We start from the raw sequence: 25,924 nt of genomic DNA on the forward strand, positions 1-25,924 counted from the left end.
CTGACATTGTTTGCCACCATGTGATGACAGCGACTGACATCGGTTGCTACGGTGTGATGGCAGTGACTGACATTACTCGGTCGCCCGACGCGCTTCTCCGCGCGAGGGCGACCGACCCGAGCGGGAGGCATGACTCATGCGCGTTTTCGTCACCGGAGCATCCGGATGGATCGGCTCCGCACTCGTCCCCGAACTCATCGACGCGGGTCACCAGGTCGTGGGGCTCGGCCGTTCGGACGCCTCGGCCGCAGCCCTCACCAGCGCCGGGGCCGAGGTGGTCCGCGGCACGCTCGACGACCTCGACGTCCTGCGCGACGCGGCCGCCGCCTCGGACGGGGTGGTCCACCTCGCGTTCAAGCACGAGATCGCCTTCAGGGGAGACTTCCAGACCGCCGCCGACGCGGACCGCCGCGTCGTAGAGACGTTCGGGGAGGCACTCGCCGGTTCCGCCAGGCCGTTCCTGCTCGCCTCCGGGGTGGTCGGGCTCACCCCGGGCCGTATGAGCACGGAAGAGGACGGACTCACCTCCGAGGCGTTGCCCGCGGACCTGGCCAGCGGCCCGCGGACCCGGATGGGCACCGCACACCTCACCCTCGCCCTCGCCGACCGGAACATCCGCTCGTCCGTCGTACGACTTCCGCCGACCGTGCACGGCGAGGGCGACTACGGGTTCGTGGCTGCCCTGGTCGGCATAGCCCGTGACAAGGGTTTCTCCGGCTACATCGGCGACGGCTTCCAGCACTGGCCGGCCACGCACCGCGTCGACGCCGCGCACCTGTTCCGGCTCGCCCTGGAGGGCGCGCCGCCCGGATCGGTCCTGCACGCGGTCGCCGAACAGGGCGTGCCGCTCCGCTCGATCGCAGAGGTCATCGGCCGCCACCTCGACCTGCCGACCCGCTCCGTCTCCGTCGACGACGCGGCCGGGCACTTCGGCTGGCTGTCGTGGTTCCTCGCCACCGACAACCCCGCCTCCGGCGAAGTCACCCGCGAACTGCTGGGATGGCAGCCGACCCAGCCGGGCCTGATAGAGGACCTGGAGAAGGGCCACTACTTCAGGACCGACCGGCCCGGGGGAACCTCAGCCCTCCCGTTCAGGGCCGACCGGTCCGCTTAGCCTCAGCCCTCCGGATCGCTCACCGAGATCGCGCCCGAGGGGCACAGCTGCACGGCCCGGCGGACGGCCGCGTGCAGCTCGGGCGCGGGCGTCTCGTCGAGAAGCACGACGGTGCCCTCGTCCTCACTCTGGTCGAAGACCTCGGGCGCGGTGAGCACGCACATGCCCGCTCCGATACACCGCGCCACGTCCGTGGTGACCTTCATTCCGTCTCCTACCATCTGACCGGCAGCTCCCGTACACCGTAGATGGACATCTTCTCGCGCATGGGGACCTCCTCCGCGGGTACGGCGAGGCGCAGCCCGGGGAAGCGGTCGAACAGCATCGGGAACGCGGTGCGCATCTCCACGCGGGCGAGCTGCTGGCCGAGACACTGGTGCAGCCCGTGGCCGAACGTGAGGTGCCCGGTCGCGGAGTTGGTGATGTCCAGGTGCTCGGGGTCGGAGAAGCGCGCGGGGTCGCGGTTGGCGGCCACGAGTGAGAGGGTCACCGGGTCTCCCGCCTTGATGAGCCGCCCCTCGATCTCGACGTCCTCCAGGGCCGCGCGGAGCGGGCCGACGTGGATGATCCCGAGATAGCGCAGCAGCTCCTCGACCGTGTTGTCGATCAGCGAGGGGTCGGCGCGCAGCGCGGCGAGCTGGTCGGGGTGCTGGAGCAGGGCGAACGTGCCCAGGCCGAGCATGTTCGCCGTCGTCTCGTGTCCGGCGACGAGCAGCAGGAACCCGACGTTGCCCAGCTCCTCGTCGGTCAGCTCGCCGCCCGCGATCAGCCCGCTGAGCAGGTCGTCGGTGGGGTCGGCCCGCTTGGCCTCGATGAGCCGGGCGAAGAACGCGCTGAAGCCTACGATCGTCGCGCGGATGTCCTCGACGGAGGACTCCAGGTTCAGCAGCACCGCGGTGGACCGCTGGAACTCGTCGCGGTCGGCGTACGGGACGCCGAGCAGCTCGCAGATCACCAGGGAGGGGATGGGCAGCGCGAACTCCTTCACCAGGTCCTGGGGAGGCCCGGCCTTCTCCATCGCGTCGAGCCGCTCCTCGGTGATCTCGCGGATCCTCGGCTCCAGCTGCTTCATCCGCCGCACCGTGAACTGCGCGGTGAGCGGCTTGCGGTAGCGGGTGTGGTCGGGTGGGTCCATCCGGATGAACATGCCGGGGTCGGCCGGCCGGCGCATCTCCTGCATCAGCGGGAAGGGCACGGGGACGTGCAGCAGCTCGCGCCGGGAGCTGAAGCGGGGGTCGGCCAGGATCGACCGTACGGCGGAGTAGCCGGTCACGAGCCAGCCCGTCGCGCCGTCCGGGTAGACCATCGGGGTGATGGGCCCCTCCTCGCGTAACGAGGTCAGGCGCTCGGGCGGTTCGAAGGGGCTGGGACGTCCGAAGGGGAAGGTGACGGCTTCCTGGTGGGCCTGGGCTTCCGGTTGGGACTGTGCCATCTCACGCTCCTTTGCGGTGACGTGCTTCGTCCCATCCAGAAAACTACATCAAGTGCAAAATTTCAACAGGTGCAAAGTATGGTCTGATGTACTAAACTGCCCGCATGTGTGAGGTTCTGGGTTTGCGCGAACGCAAGAAACTGCGCACCCGGCACGCGCTCATCGCCGCCGCGCTGGAGCTCTTCATGGACAAGGGCTACGAGCAGACCACCGTCTCGGAGATCGCCGCGGCCGCCGACGTCTCGACGCGCACCTTCTTCAGCTACTTCGCGAGCAAGGAGGACGTGATCTTCTGCAACTCGCGCGACGGAGTCGAGCGCGTGCTGCGGGTGGTCGCGGAGCCCCGTCCTGGAGACCGGGCGATCGACCTCCTCACCCGCGCCGTCGACTCCGGCTTCTCCGCGATCACCCTCGACGAGCGGCTCCAGGGCGAGATAGGCCCGATCAACCACCTCGTCATGACCGTCCCCTCGCTGCGGGCACGCGGCCTGCTGCTTCTCTTCGAGAGCCAGCGGGAGCTCGCCGAGGCCCTGCACCGGGCATGCCCGGAGGAACTGAGCCTCGTCGAGGCGTCGGCGGTCGTCGGCGCGGTGATCGGCGGGGGCAAGCTTGCCGCCATCGTCAGCATGAGCAACGGTGCCTCGGCGGAGGAGATGCTGAAGGCCGGCCGCGAGGCGAGCGAACTCGTCCTCTCCGCCCTCCGCGCCGCCTCCGCGCCGCCGCTCTGACCACGCCTCCGTCTTCGGCCCAGACGATGATCCGTACACCTCGGACCGGCCGGTCTTCCCCGGGTTGCTTCAGGGGGAGAGGCCGGCTGTTCTCGCGGTGAGGAGTGTTCCCCGAAGGCGCCGGGGCGGGCATAAGCCCCGGCCCCTCCGCTACCTGATGGCCGCCAGGTCCACGACGTACATCTCCTCGCCGACCCGATAGGCCATCAGCCGGTCGAAGCCGCCGTCGGGGACGGTCGTCGTTTTCTGCTTGTTCCGTCGTACGCCCAGGTCGGCGGAGGTGCCGGTGGCCAGGTCGTAGAGGAAAACACCGCCGTCAATGGGCATCCTCTTGTAGAACCGCTCCAAACCGGGATCGTCTATCTGGACATCAAAGGGCAACGTCCGCTCCCGGGAACCATCGCGGTCGCGAACGAATTTGCGTGGTTCGGACCCCACAGGCAGGCTCTGGCCGTAACACCGGTTGATGCCGCAGCTGACGAAGTTCTCGTGGGGCTTGACCACGGCGCCCCGCCGCTCCCCCGTCTCGACATTGAACAGCTCGCCGAATCGCGTCAGCATGGCCGAGTCGTTCCACGTGGCGGTATCCCGAGGGATGTCGCGGCCCACCCAGGGCCACCGCAGGAGGTGCTGTCCCGCGGTCCTCGGCACCGCCCGCGGCTCGCCGCCGCGCAGTGGCACCCGGTACACTCCGCTCTCGTTGGAGAAGACCACGTCCCGGCCCACAACCTCCATCGCCCGGACCTTCTTCGGCGGGAGATCGGTCACCTTCCGAGGGGTGCCGCCGCCGACGGGCACCGTCCAAATTTGGACGACCCGCTGCCTGCCCGGCTCCTTGTACCATGTCCACCAGGCGATGTTCCCGCCACTCGCTGTGACGTCGTCGACGAAGGTCATCGAATTCCGGGTTGGGATCTCGGCGATCCGTCGAGGCCTTCCGCTCTCCAGGTCATAGCTCCACAGGAACTGCTTCTTCCCGCCGCTCGCTCCCGACCTGACAAGCAGCGTCCGATCGTCGAGAAGCAACTGCGGATAGTAGACGCGGCCGTCGGGCAGCCTGGCCGGGATCTTGTGCAGGGCCTGCGGCCATACCCGCTCGATGGGCGGTGGCAGCTTCTCCTTCGGCACCGGGGCCGGCGGTGGCGTGGATTTCTGCGTGCCTGTGGCGTTCACCGCGGGCTGGGGTGCGGCCGAGGTGCCCAGGGTTCGCACCGCCGTACCCGCCCCACCGACCACCACGATCACGGCCGCCGCCGCGAGCAGTGCGGCGGGTGCTCGCCGAGGCCGACGGCGTTCCCCGACCGCCGCGGACAGTCTGATCCGCGCCTGCTCGGGCACCTGCTCCGCCGCTACGGACAGGACGCGGCTCAACTTGTCTTCGATCTCGGTCATCGCGTGCCCCCGTAGGCCTTCGGTGAGGTGGAGATGGCGGATCGCAGCTTGTCCAGGCCCCGGGAGACCTGGCTGCGCACGGTCCCCTGGGAGATGCGGAGCACCTCGGCGATCTCGGCGTCGGTCAGCTGCTCGTAGTAGCGGAGCACCAGCACGGCGCGCTGTCTGCGGGGCAGCGCGGCCAACTCTCGCCAGAGCCCCTGATCCTCGTCGGACGGGAAGACCGCCTTCCAGGTCTGCTCGGGCGGCTCCCCGGTGAGGTGCTCGCGCCTGCGTCGACGCCAGATGCTGATGTGCAGCCGCGCCATCGTCGTCCGGGCGTAGCTGAGCGCGTCGGTCTTGTGCCGCACCCTCGGCCAGGCGGCGCGTAATCGGGTCAGCGCCTCCTGCGTGAGGTCGGCGGCGTCGTGGGGGTTGCCGGTCAGGACATACGCGTAGCGGAGCAGCGCCTCGCCTCGTTCGACCACGAAGTCGTCAAAGCCGGGTTCGTCGTCCAACTGTCGTCCTTTCTGCGTCGTTACGGCCTAGACGGCGCAGGGACCGGAATTGTTGCAGCGCCGTCGGGACGTACGGGCCGCGCTGGATGCCGGCGGGCGGCTCGGCTACGTTCGTTCACGTGACGAGCACTTCGACGGTTTCGGCCGAGGACGACCCGCTCCGTGTGGGCCTGACCCGATGAGCTCCCTCGACGATCTGGTGGACAGGGCGCGCTCCCTCGTACGGGAGGGGCGGCGGGCGCTGCTCGGCGTCACCGGGAGCCCGGGGGCGGGCAAGACCACCCTCGCCGAGCACCTGGTCGGCCTGCTGCGCTCGGTGCCTCCGGAGGGACTGCCGGAGCGGGAGTGGGTGGCGTACGTGCCGATGGACGGCTTCCACCTCGCCGACGTCGAGCTCGACCGGCTCGGGCGCCGGGAGCGCAAGGGCGCGCCCGACACCTTCGACGCCGCCGGATACGCGGCGCTCCTGCGCCGCCTGCGCGAGGACGAGGACGACATGGTCTACGCGCCCGCGTTCGAGCGTGACCTGGAGCAGCCGATCGCGGGAAGCATCCCGGTCCCTCGGGCCGCCAGGCTCGTCGTCACCGAGGGGAACTACCTGCTGCTGGACCGGGGCGACTGGGCACGCGTGCGATCGTGGCTCCACGAGGTCTGGTACTGCGACCTCGACCCGGACGAGCGCGTACGCCGCCTCGTCGCCCGGCACGAGCGCTTCGGCAAGGATCCCGAGGCCGCCGCGGCCTGGGCGCTGGGCACCGACCAGCGCAACGCCGACCTCATCGCCACCACCCGCTTCCGCGCCGACCTCGTCGTCCCCGACGCCGTCCTGCGCTCGATCGGCGAGGTCAGCGGAAGTCCGCCACCGGCCTCCCCGCCCTCGCGATGACCTCCTCGGTGCTGAGCGGATCTTTCGGATGGTGGCTCAGGCACATGGGGACCTGCACCTTCACGAACGCCGCGCCCTCGGAGGCCGCGTAGAACTGACCCGTCCGCAGCCGCGAGATGTCGGTGACGTCGCTCCCCTTGGCCTGGGCCATCTCCCTCGCGGCGGAGATCTGGATCGGGCTGTTCAGCAGGCCGAAGAACTGGGTCGCGGCGTTACCGGGAATCCGGTTGTGCAGTCCCTTGGGTGCCTGGGTCGCGAACACGAGACCGAGCCCGTACTTGCGGGCCTGGGAGGCGAGCGCGAGCGTGCTGTGCGTGCAGGGCGTCATCACGCCTGACGGCGCGAACGTCTGGGCCTCGTCCATCACGAACAGCCCGCCCAGCGGCCGGTCACCGGCCGGGTTCTTCTTGATCCAGGCGAACAGGGCCATCTGCAGTTGGTTCACGAAGCTCTGCCGCTGGTGGTCCGACTGCAGCCCGACAAGGCTGATCACCGAGACGCGTGCCCTCTTTCCCGGGGGAGGGGTGAGCAGGAGCCCGGCATCCACCGGCGTACCCTCACCGCCGAACATCGGGTCGTTCACCATGGCCGCGGTCAGGTTCTGGGCCAGCTCGGCCGCGATCCTCTCCGCGTTGTCGAGCTCGCTCACCCCGTCCGGCAGTGCCGACAGCATCGCGATGAGCCCTCTGAGGCTGCTCGCCCCCTGCCTTCCGTAGTGTCTGAGCGTCTCCCTGAGCACCGCCTGCCCGAGCTGGGCCTTGGTCGTTCTCGCGTCCAGTTTGACTCGCGGCACGATGGACGCGACGGCCACCTCCACGGCCTCGGTGAACTCGTCGGGATTGTCGACGACGCTCGCGAAGTCGGGCAGGGGCTGGAAGCTGAGGGGACGTCCCGCGCTGCGACGCGGCGTCCAGATCACGACATCGGTGTCGGCGAGATACCTCTCGGCCTTCGCGGGGGCATCGGCGTCCCAGTGTGTCGGCGGGTACGGCCAGGGGTCTCCCAGACGTGCCAGGTCGTTGTTGGGATCGAGCACGATGGCCGACACGCCCTGAAGCGCGCACCTCTCGATCAGGCCGCGAATGAGCACGGTCTTCCCCGACCCGGACCCGGCGAAGATCGCGGTGTGTTTCCTGAGCGATTCCAGGTCGAGCTCAAGGGGGGCGCCGTCGGCCGTCGCCCTGCCGAGGGTGACGGAAGGCGCGCGGTTCGCGTCGGGTCTCGTACGAGGGCTCGCGTTGGATTCCGTGCCGGTTCCCGTACGAGGGGCCGTGTGGTTCGCGGGTCTCGTGTGAGGGCTCGCGTCGGATTCCGCGTCGGGCCTCACAGCGGGTCTCGCCGCGGGGGAGGAAAGCGGCGAGGAAGCGACCCGGCCGGGGTGCCCTCCGGCGGCGGTGTTTCCGGGCTCGGCGAGTACGGTGGCGTGCCCCGCCACCTCGGCATCTTCGAGAGTGGCCCGGCCGGACGGCTCGTCGGAGGCGACGGGAGAGGGCGGCTCGGGGCCCGAAGGCTCGCCGGGAACGGTCCACCCGTCACCCAGCGCCTCGCTGAACAGCTTGACGTCACCGCTGGGCTTCCGTGAGACGAGCCAGGCCTGCAGGTTCGCGGGGTCCTCGACGAACAGGTCACGGAGCGCCGTGAGGATCCTGAGGTCCTCGTCGTCCACGCGGAGCACCCTGCCGCCCGCCCGCTCGAACTCCGCGAGAACCTCCCGGGTGCGCGGCCCCTTCGCCCACTCCGCGTTCCGCAGTACGAACAGTTTCCGCTTCGGAACCCCGGCGTCCAAGCCCGCCGCCACCGAGGCGTTGCGCAGGCGGACCAGCGCGGCGTTGGCGTGCTTGGTGGCGATCGCACGGAAGCACCAGTGCGCCTCGTCCTCGGTGGTCTCGTCCAGGCTGCGCCGCAGACGCGCGTGCAGGGGAGGCTTCGAACTCGGCGGGGGGTCCTGGCTGAACAGGCGTCCCGCGTCGCCCTGTTCGGCGATCCAGGCGCTGAGTCCGGCCGAGAGCAGCGCGGGCATCGTCATGTCCTCGGTCGAGGGACTGGTCGCCGAGGTCATGTCCGCCCTGTCCCGCAGTACGGCGAAGCGGGCGTCCAGTGCCGCGAACTCCTGAGGGGAGACAGGGGGGTCGGGGAGGGAGGTCGGATCCGGGGCGGGGCGGGAGTTGAGGCTCTCCAGCTCCCTGATCTCGCCGTCGACCAGGCAGGAGTGGAGGTGCCGGTCGACGACCTTCAGCAACTGCCGTGGGGTGAAGTCGGGTGCGTCCTCGAACGCGGACGGCCGCACCGGCCACGTCGGATAGGGCAGCGTGAAGTCGACCCCTCGGAACGGCGGGGCGAACCGCCGCTCGACCAGCTCGCAGCCCACCTTGGCGTTGGGAATGGTCATGAGCTGGACCGTCTTCCTGAACCGATCCTGAACGGTGCCGGTCGCGAGCCTCTCGATGAGGATCCAGGTCTTCGGGAGGCAGGAGACGACCGTGAGTGTCCTGCGAGTGACCTCCCGCAGTGCCATCAGACCACCCGCCACCTGCTCGATGACGAGGGCTTGGCGCCAGTCCTGTTCCGAGTCGTTGACGTCGATGAGCGATGACTGCGCGATGAGCATGTCGATCTGGTCGACCGCGATCACGGTGGGGCCGGTGAGCGCCATGAGCCGCGAGATGTCCCGCACGATCTCCTGCGGTGTCTTCTCACCCCGCCGGATGCCCCACGGGGCGCGCTCGCCCGGCTCTTCCTCGGGAATGGAGGAGAGGTAGGAGGTTCCGATGTCCTGTGTGGCGAGGCCGCCGGAGGCGAGCAGGACGAGCGCCCGTACGGTGTTCTGGGTGTCCCGGCACAGCTGTCCGTCGAAGCGGTGCAGCGCCTCGACGAAGGCGTCGAGGGCCTCCCTCGTCAGCGTCGTGTTCCCGGTCACCGCGCGCCGCACCATCCGGGGGACCTCGACCAGTTCCGACAGGCGCTCCAGAAAGACACCGAGCTGGCTCGCCCCGTCATCCTCCCTGACCTTGCGGGAGAGGCTGTCGAGCATCGACACCACGACGCTCTCCCAGAAGCTCCTGGCGTCCAGCAGGCTCACCAGGAAGAAGTATCCGCCCTCCTTCAGGACCCGGGCGCGCGCCCAGCCCAGCAGGTGCGTCTTACCCGTGCCCCGCTGGCCCTGGACGACCACGCCGATCGGGCTCGGGCCCCGGCTCTCCCCGGCCTCGCCCAGCCCGTCGAGCAGGAGCTGGCCGGTGTGGCGGTGCAGGCCCTTCACGTGGAACGGCGAGGTGTTCCACACGTCGTCGATGGTCAGCACCGAGTTCAGCCTGAGCTTGAGCTCCGTCAGAGCCTTGCGCTCCTCGTCCCTCATCACGCCTCGATCCAGAGGAGGTGCTTCTCCTGCTCGCCGATGGTCACCGCCGCGTCCCTGTCCTCTTTGGAAAGCATCTTCTGGTCGTCATCAGGGGCGATGTTGACGTCCTTCATACGGTTCATCTGGATGAGGGTCTCGTCGACCGTCGCCCTCGGTACCTCGCCCAAGAGCGGGCGGAGCTTCGTGAGGCTCACCCAGGCGTCCGGCTTGGCGGCCAGTTCGCGGTATGCGGCACGAATGCGTTGCTCGACGTCCGGAGCCGCCGAGTTTCCCCCGACGACGTCGGCGAGATTGTGGTCGGTCAGCTTCATGAAGCCCTGCAGGATGTGCAGGGCGGCGCGGAGCGCGGCCCTCTCCAAGCTTGAGCCCTTCGGGACGACGATCCCGGCGCGGAGTTCGGTGTTCAGGCAGGCCCATCCGGCGTCGGTCAGCGTGTGGAAGAATGCGCCGCGCTTTCCCTTCCGGCTCTCCACGAGCTTCAGGTCGTTCAACTTCTCGCGCGCTTGTTTGGTGAACGTCAGGCCGTGAAGCTCCTTGAGCTCCGGATTGGAGATCTCTCTCGCCTCGATCATCAACACCAGCAGTGCGGCGATTTCCGGCAGTGAAAGTGCTTTATCGGGCATGTTCTAATCCTTCCAACGCTCCGGGGCGACGGTCCCGGAGAAATCGCCTTATCTGGTGAAGCACGGTTTTCGTATCGGTGATGACCTGCGCGTTGGTGAAGCGCAGCACGGCGTAGCCGTCGAGTTGGAGCCGTACGTCCCGTTGCCTGTCCGCCGCGTATGCGCGCGGGGAGTGGTGCTCGGGGCCGTCGATCTCGATCACGCACCGCTCGTCCCGCCAGAGCAGGTCCACCCGGATGGGGTTGACGAGCGGGTGCGGCCGGTGGGTCTGGTTCCACGCGCGTCCCGTCGCCCAGTCGCACGTGGCGAGCGCGGTCTCCAGCGTCCGCTCGGCGACGCTCGCCGGGTGCGGCCTTCCCGCCAACGCCGGGTAGGTGACCGTGTGCGCCGTACGGGCCTCGGGCTGGGGATCCGCCGGTTCCGGTAGGCCGCGGAGGAGGTCCGTCACCTCGGTCGGCAGTCGCAGGGTCGTCACGGCGATCCGGTCCACGGTGGCCAGGGGGGCGCCGATCAGCCAGACTCCCAGGTCACCGTGGTGGGCGAGCCATTCGCATCCCGCGACGAGCGCCTCCTCTGCCGAGAGAGAGAGGTCTGCGGGCACGTGTACGAGGACGGCCGCGCGGGACCGGCCGAAGCTGGCGGCGATCACTCGCCCGAGGCCGGCGGCTCGCATCTCGGCCGTGAATCTGGAGGGGCGCCGCGCTCTCGCCTCGCGAGAGGCCCCTCGTAGCGCTTCCCGAGCGGCCCGCGACGCCCCTCGGAGTGCCTCCCGAGTCGCCGCCTCCCGCGACGCTCGGAGTGCCTCCCGGGACGCCCCTTGTGGCGTGGGAGGTTCGACCTCGTGAAGCGCCCGCTCGGCGAGGTCGGCGAGGAAGGGGCCGAAGTGCTCGGTCGCGGACGCGGCCTGTAGGGCGAGCACGCGTACGGCACGCCCGCCCGCGCCACCGGGGCCGCCGATGCCCTCGGCGCCGGGCAGCCAGGCGGGGAAAAGGCCGACGGCGGCTTTTTCCAGCTCACGCAGTACCGAGGAGACCGTTTCCCCCGCGGATCGCGTGTCACCCGCGTGGTAGGTGACAATCGCCGGCGCGTCGTCGGGAAGCGGGTCGATCGAAAGGGCGATGGCGTCGGTGTCCGCGCCGTGAACGCGCACGACGCGTCCCGTCGGCAGCTCCGCCCATGATCCTGCCACGCCACTTCCTTTTCTGCGTGTTGAGACTTCGCGAGGCTATACGCCAGTGCTGGGTGATGCAGGTGTTTTGCGAGAAGCGATAAAATTCATCCGTTTTCAATGCCCGAAATTTCGTATTTGAGATGATTTATCCCCTGGTTGTGGAAGGTGTGATTCCAAGTGGTGGACAAAGTGGGATGATCCGAATGCGACTCGGTGTGAATCTTGATGGTCGGCGTGGTTCGCCTTTCCTGAAAAAAGGCGATATCTCCGTCGGATCATCCGCACGTCATGGGAGAACCCATGCCCGTTGCCCGCTGTATCACTGTCATCGTCCTCGCCGCCCTCGCAGCCTCCACGGTGGTGCTCGCCGCACCGGTCGCGTCCGCCGCCCTCATCCCGCCCACGCCTGCCATGGCGAGCGAATGCTCGCTCTTCGGGAAGAAGATCGTCAAAAACGGCGATCGTACGGAAATCTGGACGTGGGGGCCGGGCTACCAGAGCTACCAGAGCAGTGAGAGCAACTCCCGGACGTTCACAGAGAGCATGTAGGGAGTTGTCCCGAACGCGTTCCTGAGAGAGCCCGGGGGTGCGACGGTGGTTCGTGAGCGTGGCGAGTGGGGGTATCCGCGCCGGAATTCCCAAACATTCTCCAATCGTGGGCCTGAACCGGTCATTTATTGGAAGCACGCCCTTTCCCTCACGAGGGAGCCCGTCCACCGGCCTTAACGTCGAACGATGAAGATCGACGTGGTGCCGCAGTGCCCGTACGGGGAGGCGGTTCTGACGCGCCGGGTCATGGCCGATCGAGCGGACGCATGAGCCGTGCCGGGAACGGGCGGTACGGCACCGGCCCTTTCCCTCACACCCGGGCCACCCGGGACATCTGGGCCGAACGTGCCCGGGACGGGACACCTCATGGCGAGGCGTCCAGGAACCGACGAGCCTGGGGTGAGCCGTCGCGGCGCGTACCGTCCCAGGGCGGGCCGCCCGAGGGACAGGTCGTGGTGATCGCGAGGGAGCCGGTGCCGGGAAAGGTGAAGTCCCGGCTGATCCCGCCCTTCACCGCGCGTGAGGCGGCCGCGCTCGCCGCCGCCGCCCTTGAGGACACGCTGCGCGCGGTCGCCCGCGTTCCCGTCGACAGGAGGGTGATCGCGCTCGACGGCGTCCCCGGACCCTGGCTTCCCCACGGGTTCACGGTGCTGCCGCAGCGCGGGGACGCGCCGGACGAGCGGCTCGCCGCGGCCTTCGACGACGCCCATCGGCTCCTGCCCGTGCCGGTCGTGCTCATCGGCGCCGACACCCCGCAGGTCACCCCGGACATGCTCGCCTACGCCCTGTCCATGCTCAGCGCCTACGACGCGGTGTTCGGCCCGGCGACGGACGGCGGGTTCTGGCTGCTCGGGCTACGCGCTCCCCACCCCGCCCTCCTGCTCGGCGTACCGGTGTCGGAGCCGACCGCAGGAGAGGTCCAGCTGCGGAGGCTGGAGGAGGCCGGGTTGAGCGTCGCCCTGATGCCCCGCCTCACCGACGTGGACACCGCGGCCGACGCGTTCGTGGTGGCCGCGCAGGCTCCGCGCTCTTTTTTCGCCGCCGCCCTCGCGAGGATGAGCGCGCTGAGGTGACCGGAGTCCGGGAAGACCGCGCGGACGGAACCGGGGAGCGCGGTCGACGGAGACCGGGACCGAAGGGAGGTCGCGGTCGGCGGTGCCTGGAAGGCGAGGTCGGGGGAGCGGGACTAGAAAAGCGTCGGGGCGGTTTCCTCGCGCGCCCGCTCCAGCTCGCCCGGTTCGAAGAGCCGGATCACACCGTACGTGCCGTCGTACCCGGGTTCCCTGATCACCTCGCCGCGGCGCAGCCGCCCGACGGCCTCCGCGAGCGGCGGTGAGAGGTCCGCGATGTCCTCGACCGGCACGTCCTCCAGGATCCTCAGCTCGGGTCCCAGCGCAGCGGTGAGCCTGTCGACCTCCCTGAGGACCTTCTTGCTCTTCGACCCCACGTCGAGGATCTCGCCCATGATCTCCGGCAGCGGTACGAGGTTGCGGAAGCCCGCGACGCCCTCGGGCCGGAAGCCGTCGGGCCGGTCGGCCAGCTCCTGGACCCGGTTCAGCACGCCCACCGTGAGCGGCTTCCCGCACACGGGGCAGATCCCGTCGCGCCCGCGTGTCTCCTCGGGGCCCATCCGGACGTCGCACCTGCGGTGCCCGTCGACGTGGTATCTCCCCTCCTCGGGGAAGAACTCGGTCGTTCCCGCGTACCCGGTCCCGGTCTGGAGCGCTCGCAGGACGGCGAAGTAGTCGAGGTCGGTCTCGAACACCGTGGTCTCGCGGCCGACCATGGGCGGCGAGTGGGCGTCGGAGTGGCTGACCAGCCGGTAGCGGTCGAGGGCGGAGACCCGCCAGTTCATGGCCGGGTCGCTGGACAGGCCGGTCTCCAGCGCGAAGATGTGGCCGGAGAGCTCGCCGTAGCACTCCTCGATCGTGTCGAAGCCCGACTTCGAGCCGAAGACGCCGAACCACGGCGTCCAGACGTGGGCGGGCACCAGGTAGGCGCCGTCACCGCTGCTCAGGGTGATCTCCAGCAGGGCGCGGGAGTCGAGGCCGAGGATGGGCCGCCCGTCCGAGCTCAGGTCGCCGATCCGGTCGAGCCTGTCGTTGAACGTCGCGGCCTCGTCGAAGCCCGGCATGTAGACCAGGTGGTGGATCTTGCGGGTGTGCTCGCCGCGCCGGTAGATCGTGGAGATCTCCGTGGACAGCATGAACCGCACCTCGCCGGGGGCGACACCGGCGGGCAGCGGCCCGAGGGCCTCTGGGGCGATCTCCTCACGCGGCCGGAACAGCCCAGGCTCCGCCGGTACGAGGTTCTCGCGTAAATGCTCGAACCACGCCGGATGCGTGAAGTCACCGGTGCCCATCAACGCGACGCCCTTGCGCCGCGCCCACCACGTCAGGTGCTCCAGGTCGCTGTCTTTGCTGCAGGCCCGCGCGTATTTCGAGTGAATGTGTAAATCCGCATGAAAACGCATCCATCGCTTCCTGTCCCGGGAAAGCCGGCTCGGCGAGGGCCACCCGTAGGCGTCGGTGAAGCCCTCATACCCAGACCGTCATGACCCAGACCGCCACAGCCCAAGAAAAAGATCATGGCCGTATATCGCGAGGGCGAACGGTCGGGAAAGGCAGCCGACGCGTGCGGCACCGGCCCGGGTACGACGACCGGTCGTTTCCCCAGGTCGTGCGATGGTCAGGAAAGGCAGCCGACGTGGGCGAGGGCCTGCTTCAGCAGGATGCCCTGTCCGCCGAGCATCTCCTGCTGCACCACCGGTGACGAGGCCTCCTCGGGGGTGAACCAGACGAGGTCGAGGGCGTCCTGCCGGGGACGGCAGTCACCGGTGACGGGGACGACGTAGGCGAGGGAGACCGCGTGCTGCCGGGGGTCGTGATAGGGCGTGACGCCGTGGGTCGGAAAGTACTCGGCGATGGTGAACGGCTGCGGGGAAGGGGGAATGCAGGGCAGTGCCGTCGGACCGAGATCTTTCTCCAGGTGCCGCATGAGCGCGTCACGGACGCGCTCGTGGTGAAGCACGCGGCCGGAGACGAGGGCGCGGCTGACCGCTCCGTCCGCTCCGATGCGCAGCAGCAGGCCGACGCGCGTGACCGTTCCCGTCTCGTCGACCCGTACGGGGACGGCGTCGACGTAGAGGATCGGCATCCGCGCGCGGGTCGCCTCCAGTTCTTCCGGAGCGAGCCAGCCGGGCGTGGTTTCGGTCATTTCGGTCATTGACCGATCGTACTTCGTGGTCGGCTCGGAAAGACGTCGGAGCGGCCGGTTCTTCCCGACGAGCGCGGTCAGATCGGCATTCCGGGACACGACCAGATCGTAGGTCAAGGCGAAGCTCACCGCGGGATGCTCCACCGACTACAGGCCGTCCCCCGGTGACTTGAACCATGATCTACGAATGTAGTTAAAACCTTAGGGGTGTCCAGTGCATCATGATCGCGGTTGTCGTCAAAAGAGTCAATCCCTCGCACGCATTTTTTCGTGGGGACTGCAATGGGCGATGCGTTTGTCTGTTCTTCGTGCTCGGGAAGGGAAAGGAAATGCTGGGCACCGTAGAGATAGTAGTCGGCCTTTTCCCGGGTCAAGGCGCATATGTGCCGAACGCCCTGCGATGGTTAAAGGACTATGGAAATGGTGCGACAGAAGCGGTTGAAATCATCGACGAAGTGGCCAGGGGAATGCTGGGCAAGGGCCTGGATCGCGCTTTTTCCGGTGATTCCCTGGAGCAGTTGCTGAATGAGGCGCCGGATGTCCTGCAGCTGGCCGTGTTCGCCGCGTCCACCGCGGCTCACCGCGCGCTCACCGAGGAGGGAGCACGGTTCAGCGTGCTCGTCGGGCACAGCCTCGGCGAGATCGCGGCACTGGTCGCCGGCGGCGCGCTGAACATCGCCGAGGGGGCGGAGATCCTCTGCCACCGCATCATCGTGCTGCGCGAGCACGACAGCAGCGGCGGCGGGTTGCTGGCGCTGGGCTGCGCGGCGGAGCGGGCCCAGCAGATCCTGGATCTGCTGCCCACCTCCGGGGCCGTGATCGCGGTGGACAACGGGCCGGATCAGACGGTGGTGTCGGGGTCGGCCGACGCGCTGCGGCGCACGTCCGCGATCGCCGACGCCGTGGGCCTTTCCGTCACCGAGCTGCGCGCGCCGCACCCGTTCCACAGCCCGCTGCTCGACCCTGCCGGGCGGGAACTGGGCCGTAGGCTCACCGGGTACGGGCGGCGCGGGCTGGACGTGCCCGTCTTCTCGCCCATCCTGAGCCGTTACTATCGCGACTCGGACGACCTCGGCGAACTGCTCGCCTCCCACCTCGTCACCCCGGTGCGCTTCGGCGCGGCCGTCGAGCGGCTGCACCGTTCCGGCGCGGGCGTCTGGGTGGAGGTGGGCGCGGGGCGGGCACTGACGTCACGGGTGCGGTCGGCGCACCGGGCCGCGTCCGTGTGCACGCCGCTGCTTCAGGACGTGGACACGTTGCGGGAGACCGGACGTTTCCTGGCTCCCGCCGCCACCTTCCGGTCGGTGACCGCGGAAAATCCCGTCACTCGGTCGATGACCATCGAGAACCCCACTGTCCAGACGATTTCCGCTGACAGCGCCGTCGCCCGACCGGTGACCGCCGATGTCGCCACCACTCAGGTGGCCGTCGACGAAAGCACCGCCGTCTCCGCCGGAGGCGCGGCCTCGCAGTCGAGGGAGGCGATCGCCGCCCGCGTGCGCGACCTCTACGCCACCGCCCTGGAGTACCCCGAGGAGGTCTTCGAGGACCATGCCGAACTGGAGGCCGACCTCGGTGTCGACTCGGTCAAGCGCGTGGAGCTCATGAGCCGGCTCAACCTCCTGTTCGAGCTGGGCAGGCGCCCCGAGGACCTGCGAGTGTCCGACTACCGCACGTTCGGCCAAGTGGTGGACTTCACGGTCGACTCGCTGGCCAAGCCGGACGCGGCATGACGGCGTTCGAGGGCCGGGTGGCCCTCGTCACGGGCGGGGCGGGCAGCGTGGGAGCGCACCTCGTGCGCTCGCTCGCCGAGGCAGGCGCCACGGTGGTGCTGAACTGTTTCCACTCCTACGACGCGGCCAAAGAGCTCGCGGCCGAGCTGGGCGGCGGCGTCCGGGTGATCCGGGCGTCGGTGGCAAAGCAAGACCAGGTGCGTCGGATGTTCGACGAGGTGACCTCGGCGTACGGACGGCTGGACCTGCTGGTCAACAACGCCGCCACGGGCACCTTCGTCGGCTGGGACGAGCTCACCGAGGAGCACCTGGACCAGGCGTACGAAACCAATGTCAAGGGCGCGCTGTGGTGTGCTCGCGCAGCCCGTCCGCTGCTGGCGCGCTCGGACGGGGGCTGCGTCGTCAACGTCTCCTCGGTCGGGGCGGCGTACACACCGGCGAACTATCTGCCGGTGGGGTTGTCCAAGGCGGCGCTGGAGGCGTTGACCCGCTACCTGGCCGCCGAGTTCGCGCCGGACGGGATCCGCGTGAACACCGCCTCCGCCGGGCTGCTGGACAACCCTGTCGGACGGATGTTCCCCGGCTTCGACTCGATGAGCGCGAACGCCGTGGCCGCGACCCCGATGGGCCGGCTGGCGACCCCGGCCGACCTGGCGGACCTGGTGCTGCTGCTGGCGTCGCCGGGTGCGGCCTGGGTCACGGGACAGACGGTGGTCGCGGACGGCGGCCTGTCGCTGCACCGCGCGGCACTGTCCCCGGGCCCCGGGCCGGAGCCCGCGCGGTCGCGACCGGAACCCGGGCCGGAACCCGGATCTGAGCTCAGCCCCGTGCCCGAGGCGCGCACAGAGCGGATCCAGGGCGTGGATCCGATCGCGGTGGTCGGCATGGGGCTGGCCGTGCCGGGAGCCAACGATCCCGACGCGTTCTGGCGGCTGCTCACCGAGGGCGCCGACCTGTTCGTGGACGTCCCACCGGACCGTTGGCCGCTGGCAAGCTTCCACGACGACGACCCCGGCGCCCCCGACAAGACCTACCAGCGCCGCTCCGGCTTCATCACCGACTTCACCCCGCACCCCGCCCTGGCCGCGGAACGCCCGGACGCCGGGCTCGACCACACCACGCTGTGGCTGCGGCACAGCGTCCACCAGGCGCTGGAGGGTGTGACCAGGCGGGACGCCGATCGTTTCACCGCCTGCTTCGGCTACACCCCCGACGGCAGCCAGCACCTGGTGGAGGCGCTGGTGGACCTGGAGCTCGGCGGCCCCGGTGTGCTGCCGCACGGCGACGCCCTCCGGTCGGAGCCGCTCCCGCACCGGGTGGGCGCGAGCGCGATCGACGGCCTGCTCCCGGCGGACACGCGGCTGCTCATGGTGGACACCGCGTGCTCGTCATCCCTCTACGCCGTCGATCTGGGGGTGCGCGACCTCCTGGCGGACCGGGCCGAGGTCGCCGTGTGCGGCGGTGCGTTCGCGCTGGCCCCCGGCGGTTCTGTGCTGTTCTCCAAGCTTCACGGCCTGTCGCGTGGCGGCGAGGTGCGCGCCCTGGACAGGAACGCGGACGGCGTGCTGTTCTCCGACGGCGCCGGTGTCGTGGTGCTGAAGCGGCTGTCGCGGGCGCTGGCGGACGGCGACACCGTGCACGGCCTTATCGCGGGCGTCGGGCTGTCGGCGGACGGCAAGGGCAAAGCGATCTACGCGCCTTCCAGCGCGGGCCAGGAACTCGCGATCGCCCGCGCCTTCGACAAGTCGGGCGTCGGCGCCGATGACGTCGACTGGGTGATCGCGCACGCCACGGGCACCCCGGCGGGTGACGAGGCCGAGTTCCTCAGCCTGCGCGCCGCCTATGCCGGCACCCGTCAGGTGCGGGTGACCTCGAACAAGTCGCTGATCGGCCACACCGGCTGGGCGGCGGGCGTGGTGTCGGTCATCCACGCGCTGCTGGGGCTGCGGCACGAGACGATCCCTCCCCAGCATCGCTTCTCGGCCGCGCCGGACTCCTTCGGATTGGCGACCTGCAATCTGAACATTCCCACGCGGCCGGTGCGGTGGCCGTCCCGGCCCGATGGGCCGCGGCCGCGCACGGCCGCCGTGTCCGGATTCGGTTTCGGCGGCACGAACGCGCACCTGCTGGTGCAGGAGTTCCTCCAGGACCGGCCCGCTCGTGCGGGTTACGGGGTCAGGAACGCCGAGCCCATGGTGATCGTCGGTTGGTCGGCGCACACGCCGGGGGCCGAGGACAACGAGCAGGTAGGCGCGTGGGCGCGCGGACGGCACCTCCAGCCGGACTCGTTCGGCGACCGCTATCCGCATCCGCCGTTCGCCCGCCTGCGGTTGCCGGCGTCCACGATCCGGGCGACCGATCGTACCCAGCTCATGATCATCGAGTGCATGCAGCGGCTGGAGCCGCGCGTCCGCGAGTTCTGCGCCCGTCACAGCCGCACGACCGGCGTGGTCGTGGGCCACACCGGTCCCACACGCAACGCCGTCCTGTACGCCGTGCGCGCCTACCTGGACGAGCTCGATCACCTGGCGGGCGAGCGGGCGGTGGAACTGCGCGAGCGCGTGGAAGGGCTCATCGGGCCGCCGGACGAGGACTCCTTTCCCGGTGAGATGCCGAACGTCATCGCCGCCCGCCTGTGTGGCTATTTCGACCTGCGCGGGCTCAACATCGCCGTGGACGGCGGTGCCGCCTCGCTGGCCGACGCCTTCGACCTGGCCGGACGCTACCTGGACTTCGGCGACGTGGACGTCGTTCTGGTGGCGGGAAGTAACGGCAACAGCCTGCGGTCGTGGGGCGACCTGCTCGGCTGCGGGCCGATCGGCGAGGGCACGTTCCTGTTCGCGGTCACCCGCGAGTCGCTGGCTCTGGCCGAGGGACTGCCGGTGCTGGCCGTGGTGTCCGTCGAGGCGGTCGCCGAGGACAGGCTGGAGGCCACGGCATGAGCAGGGCGAATCTGCTGGGCGCGCAGGGCGCCCGCGAGTTGATCGCGTTCCTGGAGGGCGGCGGAGACGGGACGATCGAGCTCAGGCCCGACCCCGGCGCCGGCGCGCGCCTCATCAAACTGAGGAGACCCGACACGCAGGACCCGCGGAAGGCCGGGGCCGCCGTGCGGGACACGCGGTCTCCGAGGTCCGCCGCACAGCACGAACCGCAACGGCTGCTGGACCGTCACGTGTTCGAGCTGGCCCCCGACCCGCGCCGCCCTGTCCGCACGGCACCCCCCGCGATCCCGGCGGACGCCGTCGTGCTGACCAACGCACCGCGCTTCAGGACGGGCCGCGACGACGGTGTGTCCGCGCACGTCAGGGTGCTTGTGGACGCAACCGACCCCCGTCTGCGCGCGGCTCGCCGGTCGGAAGCGGTCGATGAGCTGCTCGACCTGCACGAACGCGTGTTCTTGAAGGCCAAGGAGTGCGCCGCGTATCTGGACGGTGGCTCGTTCGTGGTGAGCGTCGTGGGCGGTGTGACGGAGGCGGGCGTGCCGCTGCCGTTCACGGGCCTGTTCACGGGCCTGGTCAAGAGCCTGGCGCTGGAGTTCCCCGGCGTCGACGTGCTGGCCACCGTGCACGAGGACGTGCCGCTCGACGAGGTGCTGGCCACGGTGAGCGCCGAGCTGGGCGCGCGGCGGCTCATCCCGGTGACCTACCACGCGGGAGGCATGCGGCTCACACCGAGAGCGGTGCCCACCCTGGCCCCGCCGTCCGAGGTCCCGGCGCTGGGCGAGGACGCCCTGGTCGTGGCAGCCGGAGGGGCGCGGGGCATCGGCGCGCCGATACTGGAGGCGCTGGCCGCGCGTCATCGTCCGCGCCTGGTGGTGCTGGGCAGTTCCGAGTTGCCCGACGACGCCGGTGAGGAGCTCGACCGCAGCGCGTTCATCCGCATCCAGGTGCGGCAGGGAGTCTCGGTGTCGGAGGCGAACGCCCGGTACGACCGGCTCGGCGAGGCGCGGCAGACCCGGCGTACGCTGGCCGGGCTGGAACGGCTATGCGGGCCGGGACGCGTCCGCTACCTGCGCTGTGACCTGCGTGACGGCGACGAGGTCGAGCGGGCCCTCGCCACCGTGGACGGCCCCATCGACCTGCTGCTCAACATCGCGGGTACGAACCGGGCCTCCGACGTCACCGCCAAGTCCGTCCAGGACTTCCGGGCGGTGCGCGACCTCAAGGTGCGTGCGTACCTGAACCTGAAGGAGGCGACCCGGGGCCGCGAGCCACGCCTGTGGTGTAACTTCGGCTCGTTCATCGGGCTGACGGGCCAGCGTGGCGAGACCGACTACGGCGCCGCCAACGACTTCCTCAACACGGCCGCCGTGAACGCCGCCGGTGAGTTCACCATCGGCTGGACGCTCTGGCGCGACATCGGCCTGGGCGCGTCGCCGTTGATGCGCGACTTTTTGGAGGGCAGCGGAGAGTTCACGCCGACGCCGACCGAGGAGGGCGTCGAGCACTTCATGGCCGAGCTGGCCGCCGCCCCGGACGCGCCCGTCACCGTGTTCTTCGGCGCCAAGGAGCGGGCCGCGATCAGGGCCGCCGTACCGGAGTTCCTGGAGTTCTCCGCGGGCGCGAAGCGGCCCCTGCCGTTCATCGACCGGACGTTGCGCCACGACGCCGCAGAGCTGGTGGCCGAGCGGACGTTCTCCCTGGAGCGGGACGGATACCTCGACCTCCACCGGGTCCGCGGCTACCCGACACTGCCTGGCACGTTCGTCCCTGAGCTGGCGGCGCAGGCCGCGGTCTCACTCGTGCCCGGCCGGGTGCCCGCCGTCTTCGAGGACCTGCGGCTGGAGTCGTTCCTGCGCGTCTACCGTGCGGACCGGCCGGAGGTGAAGCGGCTCACCGCCAGGCTGGTGCGCGCCGACGAGCGTGAGTCGGTGGTGGCCGTGCGGGTGCTGGGGGACGTGGTCGCCCCGAACGGTGTCATAGTCGCTCGCGACCGGCTGCACTTCTCGGTCACGGTGCGGCTGCGCGACGCGGCGGTGCCCGGCCCTTCGTGGACGCACTGGGACGAGCACGGGAGCCGGCCACTGCGCGATCCGTACCACATGCCGGGATCCGACGTCCTGCTGCGCGAGGTGTTCGTGTCCACGACCGACACTCGGACGCATCCGCTGGGGCGGCGCGGCCGGCTCGCACTCGACGCGCCCGCGCTGCGCCGATGGTTTCCCGACCTGCTGGTCCCGTCCGTGACGCTGGACGGCCTGGTGCGAGTGGCCGTCCTGGAGCGGGCGGGGGGCCGCTGGACGCCGGTCGCGATCCCCCGCTCGATCCGCCGCGTCGACCTGTACGGCGGGCACACCGACCTGACGCTGGCCGCGCTGACCGAGCCGGTGGAGTTGTACGTCACCCCGGTCGACCTCGACCTGGAGGACCCCGAACCGGACAACCGGGCCATCGCGGTCGCGTCGAACGGTGAGGTGCTGCTACAGGCGAAGGACATCGTCGGCGCCGTCGTCGGCTACGTGGACCAGGAGACCGGTGAGTACGTCGACAGAGAGAGATTCGACCGCGAGGAGCGCCGATGACCCCCGAAGGGACCTGCCCGGTCGCCCACGGCCCGCGAGGGCTGCCGGTGATCGGCGACGCCATCCCCTACTTCAAGGACCCGCTGGCCTACACGCTGCGCATGCAGGAGCGCGACTCGCTGGTGTCGGTCCAGCTGCCTATCCCGTTCGTCCAGGTCACCGAGCCGGAGGCGATCGAGCAGGTGTTGCGCGTCAACCCGGACAACTATCGGCGCGGCACCCTCTACAAGGGGTTCGTCGGCACGATGGGAACGGGCCTGCTCACGCTCGACACCGACGGCTGGCGCGGCCCGCGCAAGGCGGTGCAGCCGGCCTTCACCCCACGACGGGTGACCGGCAGCGCCCGCGAGGCGATCGCGGCCACGGAGAAACTGCTGCGGCGCTGGTCGGAGCACGCCGCCTCGGGCGCGGTCGTGGACGTCGCGCCGGGCCTGATGGACGTGTCCGCACGGGTGATGGGCATGGCCCTGATCAGCCGAGACCTGTCGGGCACCGACTACTCCCGGGCCGCGGGGATCGCCAACAAGGTCATGTACACCAGCACGATCAAGGGCATCTCCGCGCTGATCCCGTCCTTCGTGCCGACGCGTTATCACCGCGACCGCAAGTGGGCGGAAGGAGTGCTCGACGCCATCGTCAGCCAGGTGATCGAGGAGCGGCGGGCCGCAGGCGAGCATGGCACGGACGCCGCCGGACTGCTGCTGGACGCCGGACTGTCCGACGCGGAGGTGTCGGACAACCTGCGCACGCTGCTGCTGGCCGGCTCCGACACCACCGGCCAGGCGCTGGCCTGGACCATGTACGAGCTGGCCCGCCACCCGCAGGCCCGCCGTGCCGTCGAGCGCGAGGTGGACGAGGTACTGGCCGAAGGGCCGCCCGACCTCGAACGGCTTGGCGAGCTGCCCCAGACGACGGCGGCGGTGAACGAGGCTCTCCGCCTGCATCCGCCGGTCTGGCAGTTCCCCCGCGACGCCATCGAGCCGGACACTCTGGCCGGGCGGCACGTCCCCGCGGGCACGACGGTCCTGCTCAGCGTGTACGGCACGCATCGCTCGCCCGAGCACTGGGCGGACCCGGAGGCATACGACCCGCAGCGTTTCCTGGGCGACGCCCAGGACGAGCGGCACAAGCACGCCTTCCTGCCGTTCGGCGGCGGGCGGCGTATGTGCGTCGGCAAGGGACTGGCGATGGCGACGCTGGTGACGGCGGTGGCGATGCTGTCGCGGCGCTACCGGCTGCGGCTGCCGGGCACGAGCCAGGTGCGCAGCGGCCACTACATCACGCTCTTCCCCAGCTCGGGGCTGCCAGTGGTCGTGCGGGAACGGACGTGACCGTGACGGCGGTCCGGCCGCATCTGGTGTCGTTCGAGACCGGCTCCTTCGTCAGGCCCGTGCGTCGCATGGTCTGGGAGCCGGTGCCCCACCCGCTCCCGCCCCCGTCCCCCGTGGCGCGGCGGCTACTGGTCATCGGCTCGGACACGGACCTGGCCGTGCGGCTGGCGAGCCGCCTCGGCGCCGACGTGTGCGCCCCCGGTCGCGAGCCGGAGCACGACGACTGGGACGGAATCGTCGACCTGAACGTCACCGGCGTCCCGTACCGGCTCGGCGGCGGCGAGTGGCGGGACGCGCTGGACAGGACCACCCGCATGGTGCAGCGCCGCTACGCCTCCTGGCGGGCGGAGTCGCGCGCCGACCGATACTGCTACGTCGCGGTCACCCACCTGGGGGGCCTGATGGGCTACGACGACGGGCGGATCGGCACGCCCCTGGGCGGCATCTGGGCGGGGTTCGCCAAGTGCCTGCCACGCGAGCTGCCCAACCTCGCGGTGAAGGTGCTGGACGTCGACACCGCCGACCCGGACGGGCTCGCAGGGCTTCTGAAGTCCGAGCTGGCGGCGTGGGACCTGTTCGAGATCGGCTACCGGCGGGGCGTGCGCCACGCGCTCACCGCCCTGCCGAGCCCGGAACCGCAGCCGCGCCTGGACCTGGACGCCGACGACGTGGTGCTGATCTCGGGAGGCGCGCGAGGCGTCGGCTTCGCCCTGGCGCGCGGACTGGCCGAGCGGTTCGGCTGTCGCGTCGTGGTGACGGGCCGCGACGAGCTGCCCACCGCGGACTGGCTCACGCTGCCGGACGACCGCTACGCCGCCCACCGCCACGCCCGGATCGCGGACGCCCGCACCGCCGACGCCCTGAGGAAGACGCGGGCGGCGCTCAAGCGCGAGTCGGAGCTGCGCCAGGTCGCGGCCAATCTGGCCGCCGCCGAGCGGGACGGCCTGCGCATCGCGTACGAGGCGTGTGACTGCGTTCGGCAGGAGCAGGTGGACGCCCTGTTCGCCCGTCTCCCGGCTCCGACCGTGGTGGTGCACAACGCGGGCATCGACGTGCCGACCAGGCTCGACATGAAGAGCCCCGAGGAGGTCGTGCGCACCGTGGAGGTGAAGGTGTCGGGGTTCGTGTCCCTGACCAGGGCGGTGCTCGCCACCCCGGAGCGGCGGGCGGCGCTCAAGGTCTTCTGCAACGTGGGGTCGCTGGCCGGCCGGATGGGCGGCATGATCGGCCAGATCGACTACGCGGCGGGCAACGAGGCGTTGCCGAGGCTGGGATTCTGGGCGCGGAACACCTACGGGCTGCCGACTCAGACGCTCTGCTGGCCGACGTGGGAGCGCCTGGGCGTGATCGCCAACTACGACGCGGCGGTCCGGTACGTGTCCACCCTCGACCCCGCCGAGGGCGTGCGCCGCTGGATCGACGAGCTGCGCTCCGGCGGAACCGGCGAGGTCATGTTCATCGGTCAGGTGGGCGGCGCGCTGGTGCCCACGCAGCTGCGCGGTTTCTGGCTGTTCACCGGCCACCCCGACCTGCCCCGGCTGCACGGCCTGGCGCACTTCCTCGGCGACGTCGAGGACTTCCGGCCCTTCCACTCACTGCGCGGCTCGATCGTCCACCGGCAGGGCTCCCATCCCTGCCTGACCGACTTCACGGTGGACGGCCGACCGGCGTTGCCGGTGTCGGTGCTGGTGGAGCAGGCGTGCTCGGTCGCCGACTGGGTGGTGCCGCCCGGCTGGCCGCCGCAGCACCTGGCCTCGGTGCGTGACGTGCGGGTGCACCTGTCGGCGCTGGTCCTGGAGGGCGGCCGGTTCACCACGTCGGCGGTGGGCGAGACGACGGAGGAGGGCTGGACGGTCAACGTCACGATCACCGCCGCCGACGGCGCGGTCGCCGGTTCGATGCGCCTGCTTTACGAACCGGACCCTCCAGCGCTCCCTCATCACCAGCCGGAACCCCCCGCGCTCTCTCCCCTGATCCCCGCCCCATCCGCGGTCAAGGCGCGCGACGGTGGCCGCCTGGCCTGGTCGGGGCTCGTTCTCGGGACGGCGGAGGACCCGCTGCCCGTCGTGACGGCCGCCGACCTGTGGACGACACCCTTCCCGCCGACCCACGGCATCTCGCCCGCCGCTCTGGAGGCCGCCGTCCGCGCGGCAGGCCCGGTGAGCGGCGATCTTCTCACCATTGACCGGATCGTGCCCTGCCCAGGGGCGCAACACGTGGACCGGCTGCTGCCCGTGGAAGGTGGCTGGGTCGGGTCGCGGGCGGGCGAGCCCGTACTGTTCGTCGCAGAGGTGATCCCCGGCAGCCGAAGGACTGGGAGATCGGCGGCAGGTTCCCCGCGACATCGGTCGTGGTGAGGAGCCGATCGTTCGT

The 25,924-nt window shown here is 70.3% G+C and carries 19 protein-coding genes; 10 read left to right on the plus strand and 9 right to left on the minus strand.

Features of this window, described 5'->3' with window-relative positions:
- The first annotated feature begins 136 nt into the window (after window positions 1–136).
- Window positions 137–1,114, plus strand: a complete 978-nt coding sequence (locus ABZ664_RS18195) for an SDR family oxidoreductase (protein WP_362510493.1) — start codon at window positions 137–139, stop codon at window positions 1,112–1,114.
- A gap of 2 nt (window positions 1,115–1,116) precedes the next feature.
- Here the strand turns inward: ABZ664_RS18195 and ABZ664_RS18200 are convergent, their stop codons facing one another.
- Both ABZ664_RS18200 and ABZ664_RS18205 read right to left on the minus strand, forming a co-directional pair.
- Window positions 1,117–1,320, minus strand: a complete 204-nt coding sequence (locus tag ABZ664_RS18200) for a ferredoxin (RefSeq protein ID WP_362510496.1) — start codon at window positions 1,318–1,320, stop codon at window positions 1,117–1,119.
- A gap of 8 nt (window positions 1,321–1,328) precedes the next feature.
- Window positions 1,329–2,546 carry a cytochrome P450 gene (locus ABZ664_RS18205; protein WP_362510499.1) on the minus strand — a complete coding sequence of 406 codons (1,218 nt, stop codon included), beginning with the start codon at window positions 2,544–2,546 and terminating at the stop codon, window positions 1,329–1,331.
- A gap of 104 nt (window positions 2,547–2,650) precedes the next feature.
- Between ABZ664_RS18205 and ABZ664_RS18210 the strand changes: the two genes are divergently transcribed.
- Window positions 2,651–3,274, plus strand: a complete 624-nt coding sequence (locus tag ABZ664_RS18210) for a helix-turn-helix domain-containing protein (protein ID WP_362510502.1) — start codon at window positions 2,651–2,653, stop codon at window positions 3,272–3,274.
- 150 nt (window positions 3,275–3,424) lie between these two features.
- Here the strand turns inward: ABZ664_RS18210 and ABZ664_RS18215 are convergent, their stop codons facing one another.
- Entirely contained in the window at window positions 3,425–4,666 is a 1,242-nt protein-coding gene (locus ABZ664_RS18215; protein WP_362510504.1) for a hypothetical protein, read from the minus strand.
- Window positions 4,663–5,163 carry a SigE family RNA polymerase sigma factor gene (locus ABZ664_RS18220; protein ID WP_362510507.1) on the minus strand — a complete coding sequence of 167 codons (501 nt, stop codon included), beginning with the start codon at window positions 5,161–5,163 and terminating at the stop codon, window positions 4,663–4,665. Before ABZ664_RS18220 ends, ABZ664_RS18215 begins: the two co-directional genes overlap by 4 nt.
- A gap of 178 nt (window positions 5,164–5,341) precedes the next feature.
- Between ABZ664_RS18220 and ABZ664_RS18225 the strand changes: the two genes are divergently transcribed.
- Window positions 5,342–6,049, plus strand: a complete 708-nt coding sequence (locus ABZ664_RS18225; RefSeq protein ID WP_362510510.1) for a nucleoside/nucleotide kinase family protein — start codon at window positions 5,342–5,344, stop codon at window positions 6,047–6,049.
- Here ABZ664_RS18225 and ABZ664_RS18230 read toward each other — a convergent pair.
- From ABZ664_RS18230 to ABZ664_RS18240, 3 genes are read right to left on the minus strand one after another with little or no spacing between them, the layout of a single operon-like run.
- Entirely contained in the window at window positions 6,009–9,404 is a 3,396-nt protein-coding gene (locus tag ABZ664_RS18230) for a DUF87 domain-containing protein (protein ID WP_362510513.1), read from the minus strand. The two genes, ABZ664_RS18225 and ABZ664_RS18230, sit on opposite strands and share 41 nt — an antisense overlap.
- Window positions 9,404–10,030, minus strand: coding sequence for a hypothetical protein (locus ABZ664_RS18235; RefSeq protein ID WP_362510516.1), 627 nt, complete (start codon window positions 10,028–10,030; stop codon window positions 9,404–9,406). Before ABZ664_RS18235 ends, ABZ664_RS18230 begins: the two co-directional genes overlap by 1 nt.
- Window positions 10,020–11,219, minus strand: coding sequence for a DUF559 domain-containing protein (locus ABZ664_RS18240; RefSeq protein ID WP_362510518.1), 1,200 nt, complete (start codon window positions 11,217–11,219; stop codon window positions 10,020–10,022). Before ABZ664_RS18240 ends, ABZ664_RS18235 begins: the two co-directional genes overlap by 11 nt.
- A gap of 282 nt (window positions 11,220–11,501) precedes the next feature.
- Here ABZ664_RS18240 and ABZ664_RS18245 point away from each other — a divergent pair, with 282 nt between their 5' ends.
- The gene (locus ABZ664_RS18245; RefSeq protein ID WP_362510521.1) at window positions 11,502–11,750 is read left to right on the plus strand and encodes a hypothetical protein; all 249 of its coding nucleotides are present in this window, start codon (window positions 11,502–11,504) and stop codon (window positions 11,748–11,750) included.
- A 452-nt stretch (window positions 11,751–12,202) separates the two neighbouring features.
- Window positions 12,203–12,823, plus strand: coding sequence for a TIGR04282 family arsenosugar biosynthesis glycosyltransferase (locus ABZ664_RS18250; protein WP_362510524.1), 621 nt, complete (start codon window positions 12,203–12,205; stop codon window positions 12,821–12,823).
- Between the two features lie 113 nt (window positions 12,824–12,936).
- Here ABZ664_RS18250 and ABZ664_RS18255 read toward each other — a convergent pair whose 3' ends face one another.
- Both ABZ664_RS18255 and ABZ664_RS18260 read right to left on the minus strand, forming a co-directional pair.
- Window positions 12,937–14,223 (minus strand): endonuclease Q family protein, encoded by a 1,287-nt coding sequence (locus ABZ664_RS18255; protein ID WP_362510527.1) that lies wholly within the window; start codon window positions 14,221–14,223, stop codon window positions 12,937–12,939.
- Window positions 14,224–14,438: 215 nt separating this feature from the next.
- Window positions 14,439–14,975: an NUDIX hydrolase family protein gene (locus ABZ664_RS18260; RefSeq protein ID WP_362510530.1), complete on the minus strand. Its 537-nt coding sequence runs from the start codon at window positions 14,973–14,975 to the stop codon at window positions 14,439–14,441.
- 446 nt (window positions 14,976–15,421) lie between these two features.
- On the opposite strand from ABZ664_RS18260, the gene ABZ664_RS18265 reads away from it, so the two are divergent.
- From ABZ664_RS18265 to ABZ664_RS18285, 5 genes are read left to right on the plus strand one after another with little or no spacing between them, the layout of a single operon-like run.
- A complete protein-coding gene (locus tag ABZ664_RS18265) occupies window positions 15,422–16,699 on the plus strand; it encodes an acyltransferase domain-containing protein (protein WP_362510533.1) in 1,278 nt (425 codons plus the stop codon).
- Window positions 16,696–19,641 (plus strand): SDR family oxidoreductase, encoded by a 2,946-nt coding sequence (locus ABZ664_RS18270; protein ID WP_362510536.1) that lies wholly within the window; start codon window positions 16,696–16,698, stop codon window positions 19,639–19,641. Before ABZ664_RS18265 ends, ABZ664_RS18270 begins: the two co-directional genes overlap by 4 nt.
- Window positions 19,638–22,220 (plus strand): KR domain-containing protein, encoded by a 2,583-nt coding sequence (locus ABZ664_RS18275; RefSeq protein ID WP_362510539.1) that lies wholly within the window; start codon window positions 19,638–19,640, stop codon window positions 22,218–22,220. The genes ABZ664_RS18270 and ABZ664_RS18275 overlap by 4 nt, the downstream gene beginning before the upstream one ends.
- Entirely contained in the window at window positions 22,217–23,551 is a 1,335-nt protein-coding gene (locus tag ABZ664_RS18280) for a cytochrome P450 (protein ID WP_362510543.1), read from the plus strand. Before ABZ664_RS18275 ends, ABZ664_RS18280 begins: the two co-directional genes overlap by 4 nt.
- Window positions 23,548–25,908 carry an SDR family NAD(P)-dependent oxidoreductase gene (locus tag ABZ664_RS18285; RefSeq protein ID WP_362510546.1) on the plus strand — a complete coding sequence of 787 codons (2,361 nt, stop codon included), beginning with the start codon at window positions 23,548–23,550 and terminating at the stop codon, window positions 25,906–25,908. The genes ABZ664_RS18280 and ABZ664_RS18285 overlap by 4 nt, the downstream gene beginning before the upstream one ends.
- The last annotated feature ends 16 nt before the right edge of the window (window positions 25,909–25,924 follow it).

Origin of the sequence: Streptosporangium sp. NPDC006930, from assembly GCF_040635605.1 — a bacterium.
GTDB lineage: Bacteria > Actinomycetota > Actinomycetes > Streptosporangiales > Streptosporangiaceae > Streptosporangium.

Coding starts and splice junctions, on each gene's coding strand:
- ABZ664_RS18230 (WP_362510513.1), bottom strand. CDS start 9,404: ATGAGGGACGAGGAGCGCAAGGCTCTGACGGAGCTCAAGCTCAGGCTG.
- ABZ664_RS18245 (WP_362510521.1), top strand. CDS start 11,502: ATGCCCGTTGCCCGCTGTATCACTGTCATCGTCCTCGCCGCCCTCGCA.
- ABZ664_RS18205 (WP_362510499.1), bottom strand. CDS start 2,546: ATGGCACAGTCCCAACCGGAAGCCCAGGCCCACCAGGAAGCCGTCACC.
- ABZ664_RS18235 (WP_362510516.1), bottom strand. CDS start 10,030: ATGCCCGATAAAGCACTTTCACTGCCGGAAATCGCCGCACTGCTGGTG.
- ABZ664_RS18260 (WP_362510530.1), bottom strand. CDS start 14,975: ATGACCGAAATGACCGAAACCACGCCCGGCTGGCTCGCTCCGGAAGAA.
- ABZ664_RS18210 (WP_362510502.1), top strand. CDS start 2,651: ATGTGTGAGGTTCTGGGTTTGCGCGAACGCAAGAAACTGCGCACCCGG.
- ABZ664_RS18270 (WP_362510536.1), top strand. CDS start 16,696: ATGACGGCGTTCGAGGGCCGGGTGGCCCTCGTCACGGGCGGGGCGGGC.
- ABZ664_RS18215 (WP_362510504.1), bottom strand. CDS start 4,666: ATGACCGAGATCGAAGACAAGTTGAGCCGCGTCCTGTCCGTAGCGGCG.
- ABZ664_RS18200 (WP_362510496.1), bottom strand. CDS start 1,320: ATGAAGGTCACCACGGACGTGGCGCGGTGTATCGGAGCGGGCATGTGC.
- ABZ664_RS18195 (WP_362510493.1), top strand. CDS start 137: ATGCGCGTTTTCGTCACCGGAGCATCCGGATGGATCGGCTCCGCACTC.
- ABZ664_RS18225 (WP_362510510.1), top strand. CDS start 5,342: ATGAGCTCCCTCGACGATCTGGTGGACAGGGCGCGCTCCCTCGTACGG.
- ABZ664_RS18275 (WP_362510539.1), top strand. CDS start 19,638: ATGAGCAGGGCGAATCTGCTGGGCGCGCAGGGCGCCCGCGAGTTGATC.
- ABZ664_RS18255 (WP_362510527.1), bottom strand. CDS start 14,223: ATGCGTTTTCATGCGGATTTACACATTCACTCGAAATACGCGCGGGCC.
- ABZ664_RS18280 (WP_362510543.1), top strand. CDS start 22,217: ATGACCCCCGAAGGGACCTGCCCGGTCGCCCACGGCCCGCGAGGGCTG.